Here is a 13,071-nt window from a genome sequence, read left to right on the forward strand (position 1 = left end):
AAAACACTATATAACACGCAAACAGCAGGTAAACGGTACAAACAACACGAAACGGCCCCCGCGTGACGTCGCACGCGGGGGCCGGGACGGGTCGTCAGCCGATCAGCTCGGCGTTCAGCGTGATGGTGGTGCCCGCGAGGGCCTTGCTGACCGGGCAGTTGGCCTTGGCGGTCTCGGCGGCGGTCTGGAAGTCCGCCGCGGAGATGCCGGCCACCTGGGCCCGCACGGACAGGACGATGCCCGTGATCCCCTCGCCCGGCTGGAAGGTCACGTCGGCCTTAGTCTCGACCTGCTGCGGCGGCGTGCCCGCCTGGGCGAGCCCGTGCGACAGAGCCATCGAGAAGCAGGACGAGTGGGCCGCCGCGATGAGCTCCTCGGGGCTCGTCTTGCCGTTGGCCTGCTCGGCGCGCGAGGGCCACGAGACGTCGAACGTCCCGACCCCCGAGGTGTCGAGCGAGACGGTGCCCGAGCCGTCGAGCAGCGCGCCCTTCCACTGGGTCGTCGCGGTACGTGTCGTCGCCATTGCGATCATCCCTTCGATATTGAGGTCCTTGCCAAGCCGAACCTACACGCGCGCCTGGTGCGCACGGTGCTCGGCACGGACCAGATCCTCGACCTCCGCCCGGAGGGCCAGGAACTCCGCCGAGCGCTTGTCCTCCAGCGAGCGGGCGGCGGGTAGGCCGACGGGGAGGTCACGGGCGATCCTGCCGGGGTCGCAGGACAGCACGAGCACCCTCTGCCCGAGGAAGACCGCCTCCTCCACGTCGTGCGTGACCATGATCACAGTCGTGGAGACGTCGAGCCATACCTGGCGGATGAGGAGCTGCATGTCCTCCTTAGTCTGCACGTCCAGGGCCCCGAACGGCTCGTCGAGCAGCAGCACGCGCGGCGAGCAGGCGAGCGCCCTGGCGATGGCGACGCGCTGCTGCTGGCCGCCCGACAGCCGCCCCGGCAGGGCGGTGGCGAGGCCGCCGAGGCCCACCTCGTCGAGCAGTCGCGCGACCCGCTCCTCGCGCCGGGCGCGGGGGATGCCCAGCGACTCCAGCCCGAAGGCGACGTTCCGCGCCACGCTCCGCCACGGGTAGAGGGACGCCGTCTGGAACACCAGCCCTCGGTCGGGACCTGGGCCGGTCACCTCGTCCCCGTCCAGCAGCACCCGGCCGGTGGTCGGCGGCGTGAGCCCGGCGATCAGCGACAGCAGGGTGCTCTTGCCGGACCCGCTGGCGCCCACCACGCAGACGAACTCCCCGGGCGCGATCGTGAGGTCGAGGCCGGCCAGCACCGGAGTGCCGGGCGTGAACTCCTTGCCGACCCCCTCCAGCCGCAACGTCACGCGGCCCACCTCCCGACACGTGCGCGCACCAGGCGCAGGGTGATGTCGATGGTCAGCCCGATCAGGCCGATGACCACCAGGATCGCGAAGATGCGGTCGGTCTGCAGGAACCGCTGCGCCCGGGTGATCCGGTAGCCCAGCCCGGAGGTGGCCGCGATCAGCTCCGCCACGACCACGAAGTTCCAGGCCGCCGCGGCGTTGACCCGCATCGCGTCGATCATGCCGGGCAGCGCGTACGGGAAGACCACGCGTGAGGCGACGCGCACACGACCCGCGCCGAGGGTCGCGGAGACCTCCAGCAGCCGCCGGGGCACCTGCCGCACGACGTCGGCCGTCATCAGGGTGTTGAAGAAGACCACCCCGAGGACCAGGAGCGCCACCTTGGACGCCTCGCCGATGCCCAGCCAGATGATGAGCAACGGGATGAACGCCGAGGCGGGCAGGTAGCGCAGCAGGCCGATCACCGGTTCGAGCAGCGCCTGCGCCCAGGGGAGCGCGCCCATCGTGAACCCCAGCGGCACCGAGATCAGCACCGCGAGCAGGAAACCGAGCCCGATCCTGCCGAGGCTGGCCAGAAGGTCGGTCCACAGCTCGCCGCTGACCGCCATGTCCGTCCCGGCCGTCCAGACCGCGGCGGGGGAGGGCAGGAAGGTGGGGTTCACCACGCCGCTCGCGCTGAGCCCCCACCACGCGGCGAGCGGCACGAGCACCGACAGGGCGCGCAGGACCCAGACCATGCGGGCGGGCACGGCGGAGTTCAGCAGCCGGATGCGCCGGCCCGTCCCCGGGCCGCTCACCGCCGCCCCCGCGTGGACGGCTTCGGCGGTGGCCGGGCCGCTCATGGCCTCACCGCCGGTACGGCCGCGACGGTGGCCCGGGTGCTCACGGCTGGACCGCCTGGACGAACCTGGGTTCGAGCAGGCCTTCCAGCGAGGGGGCGGTGTCGACGAGCTTGCCGGCGACCAGGAAGCCGGAGATCTCCTTGGCGCTCGCCGGCAGGTCGGTCGCGAACGCCGTGCGGTTCTGCTCCAGTGTGAAGATCGTGGTGCCCCTGTCGTAGGTCTCGTAGTCGGCCACGCCGACCCCCGCCCGCTTCGCCATGATCTCTAGGGCCTTGGGACGGTTCTGCCCGATCCACTCGATGGTGTCGAACCAGGTCTTCACCAGTGCCTGCACGGCCTTCTCGTCCTTGTCCACCAGGTCCCGGGTGACCACAAGGTGGTCGGGGATGGCGCCGGGGAAGTCGGCGGAGCTGGCGATCGTCGTGCTGCCCGGCCGCTTGAGCGCGGTGGTGGTGAAGGGCGCGAACACGCCGACCGCGTCCACCTGGCCCGCGACGAACGCGGCGGCCGCCGCGTCGGTGGGCAGCGGCTGGAACTTCACGTCCGCCTCGGTCAGGCCCGCCTTCCGCAGCGCGAGCAGCAGCAGGTAGTGGTCGACGGTGCCCTGCTCGGCCGCCACGGTCCTGCCCTTGAGGTCGGCGAGGCTCTTGACGCCCTCCTTGGCGATGATCTGGTCGTTGCCGGTGGAGTTGTCGTTGACCAGAACCACGGTCTCCTTGGCGCCTCCGGCGATCGAGGCCAGGGTGTCGTTCAGTGTCTGGCTGTTGGCGTCGATGTTGCCGGTGGCCAGGGCGTTGAGGCTGTCGGTGTAGCTGTCGAAGTACTTCAGCTCCACCTCGACGCCGTTCCTGGCGAACAACCCCTGCTCCTGCGCGACCTGCCAGGGGAACCAGCCGGGCCACGCGCTGAAGCCGAGCCTGATCTTCGAGGCCCCGGTCGAGGCCGGTGGCGTGGCGGTCTCCCGGGCGGCGCAGGCGGTGCTCAGGACGAGCAGGACGGTGGCGGGCAGGATGAGGCGCCTGAGTCTCATGCGGCTCCCCTCTCGGGCTTCGCGGGCGGGGCGGGGCGCTTCGGCAGGTGGCCTGCGCGGACGAGGCACCCGAGGGTGTCGCAGATGACGCGGGTCGCGATGAGGGCGGTGATCTCCGCGTTGTCGTACGGCGGGGCGCACTCGACCACCTCGATGCCGGCGAGCGGCCGGGCGTCGGCGATGAGCTGGATGAACTTCAGGACCTCGCGGGGGAGGAAGCCGCCCGGCTCGGGCCAGCCGGTGCCGGGCACGAAGGCCGCGTCCAGGCAGTCGACGTCGAAGGACAGCCAGACGGCCTCGGCGCCGTCCCAGGCGACCTCCAGGGCCCGCTCGGCAGCCGCCTCGATGCCCATCTCGACGCAGTCGGTGACCGTCATGATGGTGGTGCCGCGCTCCCTGCCGACCTTCACGCCGGGACGGGGCGCCTGCCAGCCGCCGATGCCGATCTGCACGAGGTTCTTCGCCGGCACGTTCGGGATGTCGGTCGCGTGGAACCACGGCGTGGTGTGCATCCGCTCGTCGAGGTCGGTCTCCTGCGTGTCGACATGCCGGTCGAAGTGAATGATGCCGACATTTCCGGAAACGTGCTCGGCGATGCCGCGTACGGTCGGGTAACCGATCGAGTGGTCGCCACCCAGCACCACCGGGAAGGCCCCGCTGGCGTAGACGTGCGACACCGCCTTGCTGATCTGGTCGAACGTCTTCTCGATGTTGGCCGGGATGGTGAAGATGTCCCCGAGGTCGGCGATCGTGATCGACTCCCGCAGGTCCACGCCCAGCTCGAAACTGTACGGCCCGTAAAGCGCCGAGATCTTGCGGATGCCCTGGGGGCCGAACCGCGTGCCCGAGCGGTAGGTCGTGCCGCCGTCGAAGGGGGCGCCGAGCACCGCCACGTCGTACTCGCCGCAACGCCGCACGTCCTCGACGTACGGGGCCTTGAGGAAGGTGTTGATCCCGGCGAAGTGCGGGAGCTCTCCCCGCGAGAAGGTGGGGATGGTGCGGTCGACGATCGAGTCCGCGCCCTGCAGGCCGTACTCCAGGCCGCGCTCGATCTCGCGCCGGTGCATGGTGGTGGGAAGCTCGGCCTCGCGTTCGACGGCGTAGCGCGCCTCGGGTCCGTAATTGTCGTGAAGGTGGCCCACGGCACTCCCTTTTGAGAACGCCTCACTCAGGAGGCAGCCGACATGACTGTCTCCCGGGTTTTTGTCCCGCCGTGGAACGGCCTAGGCCGCCTGCACCTCTTGGACCAGCCCCTCCCCGCGCGGGAGGGCGGAACCCTAGGTGCGCCTCACCACATGCCGGTGAGTCCCTCTCATGACAATGCCAGCCTGTTTCCTCCCCGTTTCCCGCCCGTAGCGGCTCGGTGACGTACTACGCACAAAGGGCTCCCAAGTGCGGGCTCCGCCGTCCGTCTCTCCGTAGGAGCCGTCCGTCTCTCCGTAGGAAAGGAAGGAACTAGCGCAGCAACCGGACGGCGTCGGCGACGACCACGCCGTTGGCGGCGTTGCTCAGCTCGATCGTGGCCGGTCCCTCGGTCATGCGGTAGGTGCCGAGCGACACCCACGAGCCGCCGCGCGGCTCGGTGACCCCGGGCACCCGCTGGTCGACCCGGACCACGCTGGTCCCGCCCGCGTGGGTGATCGTGAACGGCGCGTCGCTCGCGCGGTTCTCGTGCGCGGTATGGGAGACCTGGACCTCGTAGTCGCCGTCGTGCGGGACCACCGGGCGCCACCGGACGACCCTCTCGCCCGTTCCGGCGGGCGCCGAGCGGTAGTTGCCGCCCCGGTAGCCGGCCACGCTCGTCCCCGCCGACCAGGTGCCGCTGACCACCTGGTAGCCGAGCTCGTCGTTGTCGACCACCACCTCGTCGCGCACGTCGGCCTGTGACGGCGCGCCGATCAGGCTCAGCGTGTCCAGCGAGACCAGCGTGCCGCCCCCGCGGCCCGCCCCGGACGCGGTGAACCGGATCTTGTGCCGCCCCGCCTTCAGCCCGACGGTGCCGAGCCGCGCGACGTCGTAGCCGTCGGCCCGGTCCGCCGTGGTGTCCAGCACCGCGGTCCTCGGCCTGCGGCCGTCGACCGTGACGGTGACCAGACCGCCGGCGGCGGCCCGGAAGTAGCGCAGCAGCAGCTCATAGGACCCCGGCCGCCGGACGTCCACTGTGTACTCGACGTGGGCGCCGGCCTGGTCCGGGGTGAACACGGCTCGGCTACCCCCGCGGGCCACCGCGTCCGTGACGGTCGACACGGCGCCGCCGGAGGCGTGCGCGCCGGTCGAGAGGTCGACGAGTCGTTCGTCGTACCGGGGACCCCTGCGCAGGCCGTCCCGGCCGTGGGTGAGCCATTCGAGGGAGAACCGGCAGATGGCCACCCGGCGCGGGAAGCTCGGGTTGTCGCCGTCGCAGCCGTAGACCAGCAGGATCGTGCCGTCGGAGAGCCGTGCGAGCTCGGAGTAGTACGACCGGCCCTCGTTGATCACCCGGCTGTAGCGGAACGAGTGCGCCTCGTCGTAGCTGACCGAGACCGTCATGTTCGTGCGCACCGGCGAATCGGGGCGGCTGAACAGCACCCGGTCCACTTCGGACGAGCCGGGTCCGCCGGTGTAGCGCAGCAGGCTCGCGTCCACGGCGTTGAACGTGCCGGTGGACCCGTCCAGGCGCGGCTGCGACCAGGTCAGCCCGCGGTCGGCGCTGACCGCCACGATCCGCTGCCGGTTACCGCCCGAGGCCGCGCGGCCGTTGACCAGCACCGTGCCGTCGGATCGCTGGACCACCCTTGCCTCGTTGATCGGGTAGTCGACGGAGACCGGCACCTCCCCGGTCGCCTGCCAGGTCTGGCCGTGGTCGTCGCTGTAGATCGACGCGACGCCGTAGTACCGCTGCTCGACGGTGTTGCCGATGATCACCCGGCGGTGGGAGCAGTTGAGCAGCAGCCGGCCGTTGTCCAGTTGGATGCCGTGGCCCGGACCGGGGCCGTGCAGTGCCCAATCGTAGGGGAAGTGGTCGAACAGGCCGGACATCTCACGCGGCTCGCTCCACGTGCGGCCGCCGTCCGCGCTGGAGATCATGTAGAGGTCGCCGATGTCGCCGGAGCAGCCGGTGTTCTCCGGCAGCAGGATCGACAGCATGTAGAACAGGAAGACCCCGCCCGTGGTCCGGTCGACGACGAAGGCCGGGTTGCCCCACGACTGGCCGCCGGCCGACGCGACCAGCGTCCGCGTCTGCTCCCAGGTGTCGCCGCCGTCCTCGCTACGACGCACCAGCAGGTCGCGAGGGCCGGCGTCGCACACCTCGTGCCGTCCCTCGGTGGCGACGAGGATGGTGTCGTCCGGCAGCACCGTCAGTCCGTGGACGTGGTAGCTCTCAAGCGGATCCACGGTGTTGTCCCACAGCGTGGTGTCGTCGAAGGCGACCGGCCGCCGCCGAGCGGTCGTCGCGCCCGTGGCGGGGGCGGCCGTGCCGATCGCGGCGGCCAGTGACGCCGCGGCGACCCCCATGCCGAAGGTTCTGCGGCCGATGTGGGTGTGCTTCGGATCCGGCTGTGCCACGTTCTACCTCCGGGTAAAGAGATGTGCTTCGTCGTTTTCGATCGCGGCGTCGCCACCGGCCGGTCGATCAGCGCCGGTCCGGGCGCGCCACCATGCGGGTCACCGGGGCCACGTCCGGCCGGGAGCGGGACCGATGGAATCGCCGGCCACGAAGCCGCACGGCACGGTGACCTGCCGGGGGGCGCCGGCCGGCCCGCCGAGCAGGTCGACCAGCATCCGCACGGCCGTTCGGGCCATCTCCGCACGGGGCAGGGAGAAGCGGGTCCAGTCCCGCAGCTCGGGAGTCCACGACGGCGGGTCGCCGAGCAGCGCGATCGAGCAGTCGCCCGGGAAGCGCACCCTGCCCGCCGCGCTGATCGCGTCCAGCGCGGCGGTCAGGCGGTTGTCCTCGCTCGGCTCGACGAGGATGGCGGTGACGCCGTCCGCGCCCGTCCAGCGCTCGACGAACTCAGGCGACAGGTCGGCGGGGTCGGCGAGCCCGCGGATCAGCGACTCGTCCACCGCGACCCCGGCCGCGGCGAGGCCCTGCCGGTAACCCGCCTCGCGGTCGCGGGTGGGCTCGGTGTCCTCGACCGCGCGCAGGTAGAGGATCCGCCTGTGCCCCAGGCGGACCAGCTCCGCGACGAGGTCGCTGGTGGCCGTCACATAGTCGGCCCCCACGTAGGACAGCTCGGCGCCCTCGAGCTCCCGGCGGCCGATGAAGACGAACGGGAAGTCCTCCCTGACCAGCTCCGCCAGCTCCTCGCGGCGCACGTTGCGGCCGAGCAGCACACAGCCGTCGGCGATCTTCAGGCGGTTCACCCCGCCTGAGTAGATCGCGCGGTCGCCGGAGCCGACCGAGCTGAACAGCAGCAGGTCGTAGCCCTGCCGTGCGGTCTCCTCCTCGACGCCCATCAGGAACGGGAAGTAGAAGTCGCGCTGGTCGGTCGGGAAGACCGGCTCGAACGTGTACAGGCCCAGCAGGTGGTTGCGACCCCCCTTGAGGCTGCGGGCGGCGACGTTGACCGAGTAGCCGAGCTCGGCGGCCGCCGCGAGGACCGTCTGCCGCGTCGACTCGGCGATCTGGTCGCTCACCGCGCCGCCGCTGAGGACGAGCGACACGGTCGCCTGCGAGACACCGGCGCGCCTGGCGATGTCCACCTGGGTGGCCCGGCGCTGTCGTCGGGGAGGAGCCACGTCAACTCCTATTAATACGTATTAGTAAGCGTGTCGAATGCTAATCATCCGTTTCGGCAAGGGTCAAGCGATGACACGATTCGCCATCCTGGTGCGCGCTCGCACCATGGCTGGAACGCGGCGGGGAAAGCCATGATTGAGCGGTGACGAACACTGAACTGAAGGCTCGGTACGAGCGTGACGGCTATGTCGTCCTGGAGCGCGCCCTCGACCCCGGCGAGGTCGACAAGCTGGTCGAAGAGGCCGTCCGCATCTGCCGCGGCGAGCTCGGCGACATCCAGGGCGCGCTCCCCGCCGGGCCCGCCGACACCGACGACGACGTGCTCCGCAGGTTCCTGTGCATCCACTACCCGCACAAGCTCTCCGGCCTGATGCTCGCCACGATGCGCCATCAGGCGATCGTTTCGGCGCTCACCTCGCTGATCGGCCCGAACGTCAAGGCGATGCAGTCGATGCTGTTCATCAAGTCCGAGGGAGAGCCGGGGCAGGCCTGGCACCAGGACGAGATGTTCATCCCGACCCGCGACCGGTCGCTCGCGGCGGCGTGGCTCGCGCTCGACGACGCCACCGTCGAGAACGGCTGCCTCTGGGTGCTGCCGGGATCGCACCGGTCCGGCGTGCTCTACCCGAACCGCGACCACGACGACCCGCGCTACGACTGCACGGTGGAGTCCTACGGCTTCCCGTTCGGCGACTCCGACGCGGTGCCCGTCGAGATCGCGGCCGGCTCCGTGCTCGTGTTCAACGGCCACCTGCTGCACAAGTCTTTGCCCAACAGCGGCCGGCACGGCTACCGGCGGGCGCTGGTCAACCACTACATGAGCGCGGAGTCCCTGTTGCCGTGGGATGCCCCGCCGGAGGGGACGAACATGGCGCAGGCGGACTACCGGGACATCGTCCTCGTCGCCGGCACCGACCCGTACGCGTACAAAGGTCTGCAGGAGGTGCGACGGCCACGGGTTCGCCCGAACCGGGACGGCGGCTGTGACAGATGACGGCCCGCAGATGATCTCCGTCGGCCTGGTGCCCCGCCTCGGGCCCACCGTCGCGGACTACCCGCCGGGCTCGACGTTCGGCCCGCGGGTCGCCAGGTCGTACCAGTTCGTCTGGCTCCTCCGGGGCAGCGCCACCTGGTCGTGGAACGAGGTCGCGCTACCGCTGACCCCGGGGAAGCTGCTGCTCGTCCGGCCGGGAATGCGCGACTCGTTCCGCTGGGATCCCCGCACCCCGACCCGGCACGCGTACGTGCACTTCACGCTCACCGGCCACGTGCCCGCCGGCCGGCCGCTGGTGCGCGACCTGACCGGCCGGCACGACCCGATGGGCGCCCTGTGCCAGTACCTGCTCTGGCTCGGGACCGAGTGCCCGCCCGCGTGGCAGGTCCTCGCGCGTGAGACGCTCCGCCTGCTGGCGCTGACCTTCCTGGCCGGCCCCGCGCCGGCGGAACCCGCACCCGCGACCCTGCCGGAACCGGTCGTCGCGATGATGCGCGCGGTGCGCGAGCACTGGTCCGACGGGCGGGCGAGGCCGATCCCGATGCGACGGCTCGCCGCTGCCGCCCAGGTCTCGCCGAGCACGCTGTGCCGCACGTTCCGGCGGCGGTTCGGCGTAGGGCCGGTCGCCGCCATCGAACTGCTGCGCCTGACCAGAGCCGAACCGCTGTTGTGGCAGAGCAACCTTTCCATGGGCGCGATCGCCGTACAGTGCGGCTTCGCCGACGCGTACCACTTCTCCCGCCGGTTCCGCGCGGTCTACGGGATGGCACCGACGACGTTCCGCTCGACCGCGCCGGAGTCCGCGCCCCCCTCACCCGTCGAGTCCGGCGGCCTCGCGGCGCTGCAGTCGCTCCTCCCCGGCACCCACGGCCACGTGCCGCCGATCGGATGGTCCGCCACCACGCGCGGACGAGGACCGCTGACCAAGGGATGAAACACTCGCGGAGGTGCCGGACATCTGCTGAGGTGTTTCGGCACCTTTGATGAGGAGAAGTTTGTGCACGATCCTGTGCCTCCCGGCGTGCGAGATCGTTTCGAGGCGCTCTACCTCGCCCACTACAGAGCCGTCCACCGCTACGCGCTGCGCCGCACCGACTCGGCCGACGACGTCGCCGATGTGATCGCCGAGACCTTCCTCATCGCCTGGCGGCGGCTGGGCGACATTCCTCAAGGGGAGGCCACGGTGCTGTGGCTGTACGGCACCGCCCGCCGCGTCCTGGCCAACCACCGGCGCGGGGAGTCGCGACGCACCGCGCTGGCCTCGCGGCTGCGCGATGAGCTGGCCGCCGGGCAGGAAGCGCCGCTCGCCGATCCGCGGACCGACGCCGTACGGACGGCGTTCGCGGACCTCGCCCCGGCCGACCGCGAGGTGCTGGCGCTGGCCTGCTGGGAGGAGCTGTCCGGTCCGCAGATCGCCAAGGTGCTGGGCTGCAGCGACACCGCGGCCCGGTTGCGCCTGCACCGCGCCCGCAAGCGCCTGGCCAAGCTGCTCGGGACGACCGGGGAAGTATCTGTGATGGCCGCGCTCAGGGGGGAAAACCGATGAGCAAGATCGACCGTATGGTGTTCGCCATCGACCCGGCCGCGGGGCACGCCGAACCCGCTATGAGCCAGGGAGTCCATGACCTGCTCGAGGAGATCGTCGCGACTCCGCCGGAGCGCCGCCGACCTTCCTGGTCTGCCTTCCGGCGCGGCCGTGCCCGCAGACCTGCCCTGATCGGCATGGTGATGGCCCTCTCCGTGGCCGCCGCGATCGTCGTCGGCCTGCCGGCCCGCGGCCCGGCCACCGAGTACGCCAACGCCGCCGTCTCGCTGAAGCGGGTCGACCAGTACCTCGACATCACCGTCAACGACCCCGAGGCCGACGTCACGACCTTCACCGAGGCTTTCCGCGCCGTCGGGTTGGACGCCTTGGTGGAGAAGATCCCGGTCCGGCCCAGGCAGGTGGGGAAGATGATCGGTCCACTGGCGCCTGGGGACTTTCCGGAGGGCACGGGCATGACGATCAAGGCAATCCGTGCCTGTGGTTCGGTGTGGTGTGGGCAGATCAGCATACCCGCGGGCTATACCGGGAAGATCGTCATCGGCATCGGCCGACCCGCGGCCCCTGGTGAGCCTTACAGAGCGAACGGGCCGGTGAACGACTCACTGATGAAGAGTGACGCACTGGACGGTTACGAGGCCCGCGGCGAGACGGTGGCGGAGGTCCGCGCCGAGCTGGACCGGCGTGGTCTGAAGCCCAAGTACTACCTGTTCTTCGGCGACCCTGACAAGGCCCACACCGCGAGTCCCGTCACGGCCGACCGTATCAAGGACGATTGGATCGTCGACCTGGCCTGGGATTACAGCTCCGACACGGTGGCCCTCACCGTCGCCGGCGGCCCCTCTCCTGAACAGCCCGAGGAACAGAACGGGCAGTGACGGCACCACCGAGTCGCGCCGACCGAACGACCTTGCCGCTCGGCGGGTGGTCCGAGTGAACGCCTCATTCGGACCACCCTGAGCTCAGCTAGGCGATCTTCATGGTGGCCCTGTCGATGATCGGGTCCAGGTCCAGGCCAGGGGGGAGGGTGCCGAACGCGTGGCCCCAGTCGAGGTCCAGCCGGGAGGCGCAGAAGGCGTCGGCGACGGCTGGATGACTGTGCCTGACCAGCAGGGATGCCTGGAGGACAACGGTGAGCCTTTCGGCGACCCGGCGGGCGTGGTGATCGGCGGTGGCCAGGTCGGTGAGGGACTTCTTGGTCTCGCCGATGGCGGCGTCGAGGCGGCGGTCGGCGCCCGCGGCGAGATCCACCTCCTCGAAGAAGGCGTCGAGAGCGTGGGGCTCCTTTCCGATGGACCGGAGCACGTCCAGCGCGGCGACGTTGCCCGAGCCCTCCCAGATGCCGTTGAGCGGGGAATCCCGGAACAGCCGGGGCATCTGCGACTCCTCGACGTACCCGTTGCCGCCGAGGCACTCCAGCGCCTCGGCCGCGTGCACCGGGGCGCGCTTGCACACCCAGTACTTGGCGGCGGCCAGAGCCGTACGGCGCAGCACGCCCTCGCCGGTCTCGCCGCGGATCGCCTTGTCGGTCGCCCCCGCCAGGCGCACCATGACGGCCGTGGCGGCCTCCGACTCCAGCACCAGGTCGGCGAGCACGTTGCGCATCAGCGGCTGGTCGGCCAGGGCCTTGCCGAACGCCCTGCGGTGGGTGGCGTGGTGGACGGCCTGCGTCACCCCGTACCGCATGCCGGAGGCGGAGCCGATGACGCAGTCGAGCCGGGTCATGTTGACCATCTCGATGATGGTCCTGACCCCCCGGCCCTCCTCGCCGACCAGGTGGGCCACCGCGCCCTCGTACTCGACCTCGGCCGAGGCGTTGGACCTGTTGCCGAGCTTGTCCTTCAGCCGCATGATCCGCATGGCGTTGCGCGAGCCGTCCGGCAGCACGCGGGGGAGCAGGAAGCACGAGAGCCCGCCCGGGGCCTGCGCGAGCACCAGGAAGACGTCGCACATGGGCGCCGAGTTGAACCACTTGTGGCCGGTGATCGCCCAGGTGCCGTCGCCGAGCGGCTCGGCCCTCGTGGTGTTCGCGCGGACGTCCGAGCCGCCCTGCTTCTCGGTCATCGCCATCCCCGCGAGCACGCCCCGCTTGGCGGAGGCCGGCCGCAGGCCGAAGTCGTAGTTCCGGGAGGCCAGCGGACCCTCCCACTCGGCCGCCAGCGCCGGGGTGTGCCGCAGCGCCGCCACGCTGGCGTACGTCATGGAGATCGGGCAGCCGTGACCCGCCTCGACCTGCGACCACACGTAGAACTTGGCGGCGCGGGCCACGTGGGCGCCGGGGCGGGGCGAGGTCCAGGGCGTGGCGTGCAGGCCGTGGCCGACGGCAACCGACATCAGCTCGTGCCACGCGGGATGGAACTCCACCTCGTCGATCCGGTTGCCGTACCGGTCGTGGGTGCGCAGGACGGGCGGGTGCTCGTTGGCCAGACGGCCCCACTCCTGCGCCCTGGCCGATCCGGCGAGCGTTCCGAGGGTGCGCAGCTCCCCGAGCGCCCAGTCGGCGCCCTCGCGTTTCACGCCGTCCAGCAGGCTCGGGTCGGCGGAGACGTCGTGGCCGGTGAGCGGGGGGACCTGGTTGAAGACGTCGTGCGTCAAGGGAGCCTCCG

Annotated in this window: 12 protein-coding genes and 1 riboswitch; of the genes, 4 read left to right on the top strand and 8 right to left on the bottom strand. The window is 70.9% G+C overall.

The genetic code is table 11. The features are described 5' to 3' along the window. Positions 1–94: 94 nt before the first annotated feature. The 7 genes from ACOZ38_RS12700 to ACOZ38_RS12730 all read right to left on the bottom strand — a co-directional run bounded on the left by ACOZ38_RS12700 (position 95) and on the right by ACOZ38_RS12730 (position 7,927). Positions 95–523, bottom strand: coding sequence for an OsmC family protein (locus ACOZ38_RS12700; protein WP_405146556.1), 429 nt, complete (start codon positions 521–523; stop codon positions 95–97). A gap of 42 nt (positions 524–565) precedes the next feature. After that, on the bottom strand, positions 566–1,333 hold the full coding sequence (locus tag ACOZ38_RS12705) for an ABC transporter ATP-binding protein (RefSeq protein ID WP_424530588.1): 768 nt from the start codon (positions 1,331–1,333) through the stop codon (positions 566–568). Continuing rightward, complete coding sequence (locus ACOZ38_RS12710) at positions 1,330–2,175, bottom strand: ABC transporter permease (RefSeq protein ID WP_424530590.1); 846 nt, start codon at positions 2,173–2,175, stop codon at positions 1,330–1,332. Before ACOZ38_RS12710 ends, ACOZ38_RS12705 begins: the two co-directional genes overlap by 4 nt. Positions 2,176–2,215: 40 nt before the next feature. Further along, on the bottom strand, positions 2,216–3,205 hold the full coding sequence (locus tag ACOZ38_RS12715) for an ABC transporter substrate-binding protein (protein ID WP_424530592.1): 990 nt from the start codon (positions 3,203–3,205) through the stop codon (positions 2,216–2,218). Next, positions 3,202–4,347 carry an agmatinase family protein gene (locus ACOZ38_RS12720; protein ID WP_424530593.1) on the bottom strand — a complete coding sequence of 382 codons (1,146 nt, stop codon included), beginning with the start codon at positions 4,345–4,347 and terminating at the stop codon, positions 3,202–3,204. The genes ACOZ38_RS12715 and ACOZ38_RS12720 overlap by 4 nt, the downstream gene beginning before the upstream one ends. A gap of 48 nt (positions 4,348–4,395) precedes the next feature. Then, positions 4,396–4,497: riboswitch (guanidine-I (ykkC/yxkD leader) on the bottom strand. Between the two features lie 163 nt (positions 4,498–4,660). Next, positions 4,661–6,751: an exo-alpha-sialidase gene (locus ACOZ38_RS12725; protein ID WP_424530595.1), complete on the bottom strand. Its 2,091-nt coding sequence runs from the start codon at positions 6,749–6,751 to the stop codon at positions 4,661–4,663. 99 nt (positions 6,752–6,850) lie between these two features. Next, complete coding sequence (locus ACOZ38_RS12730) at positions 6,851–7,927, bottom strand: LacI family DNA-binding transcriptional regulator (RefSeq protein ID WP_424530597.1); 1,077 nt, start codon at positions 7,925–7,927, stop codon at positions 6,851–6,853. Between the two features lie 143 nt (positions 7,928–8,070). On the opposite strand from ACOZ38_RS12730, the gene ACOZ38_RS12735 reads away from it, so the two are divergent. From ACOZ38_RS12735 to ACOZ38_RS12750, 4 genes are all read left to right on the top strand, one after another. Next, positions 8,071–8,922 carry a phytanoyl-CoA dioxygenase family protein gene (locus ACOZ38_RS12735; RefSeq protein WP_424530598.1) on the top strand — a complete coding sequence of 284 codons (852 nt, stop codon included), beginning with the start codon at positions 8,071–8,073 and terminating at the stop codon, positions 8,920–8,922. Beyond that, a complete protein-coding gene (locus ACOZ38_RS12740) occupies positions 8,912–9,856 on the top strand; it encodes a helix-turn-helix domain-containing protein (protein WP_424530599.1) in 945 nt (314 codons plus the stop codon). The genes ACOZ38_RS12735 and ACOZ38_RS12740 overlap by 11 nt, the downstream gene beginning before the upstream one ends. A gap of 63 nt (positions 9,857–9,919) precedes the next feature. After that, on the top strand, positions 9,920–10,468 hold the full coding sequence (locus tag ACOZ38_RS12745) for an RNA polymerase sigma factor (protein WP_424530601.1): 549 nt from the start codon (positions 9,920–9,922) through the stop codon (positions 10,466–10,468). Beyond that, positions 10,465–11,343 carry a hypothetical protein gene (locus ACOZ38_RS12750; RefSeq protein ID WP_424530603.1) on the top strand — a complete coding sequence of 293 codons (879 nt, stop codon included), beginning with the start codon at positions 10,465–10,467 and terminating at the stop codon, positions 11,341–11,343. The genes ACOZ38_RS12745 and ACOZ38_RS12750 overlap by 4 nt, the downstream gene beginning before the upstream one ends. 88 nt (positions 11,344–11,431) lie before the next feature. Here the strand turns inward: ACOZ38_RS12750 and ACOZ38_RS12755 are convergent, their stop codons facing one another. After that, positions 11,432–13,060: an isovaleryl-CoA dehydrogenase gene (locus ACOZ38_RS12755; protein WP_424530604.1), complete on the bottom strand. Its 1,629-nt coding sequence runs from the start codon at positions 13,058–13,060 to the stop codon at positions 11,432–11,434. Positions 13,061–13,071: the final 11 nt, after the last annotated feature.

The sequence above is a fragment of the Sphaerisporangium viridialbum genome (genome assembly GCF_049674955.1).
GTDB classification, from domain to species: Bacteria; Actinomycetota; Actinomycetes; order Streptosporangiales; family Streptosporangiaceae; genus Sphaerisporangium; species Sphaerisporangium viridialbum.

Bases quoted from the DNA above. Each gene is read 5' to 3' on its own strand.
- ACOZ38_RS12700 (WP_405146556.1), bottom strand. From the start codon at position 523: ATGGCGACGACACGTACCGCGACGACCCAGTGGAAGGGCGCGCTGCTC.
- ACOZ38_RS12750 (WP_424530603.1), top strand. From the start codon at position 10,465: ATGAGCAAGATCGACCGTATGGTGTTCGCCATCGACCCGGCCGCGGGG.
- ACOZ38_RS12715 (WP_424530592.1), bottom strand. From the start codon at position 3,205: ATGAGACTCAGGCGCCTCATCCTGCCCGCCACCGTCCTGCTCGTCCTG.
- ACOZ38_RS12710 (WP_424530590.1), bottom strand. From the start codon at position 2,175: ATGAGCGGCCCGGCCACCGCCGAAGCCGTCCACGCGGGGGCGGCGGTG.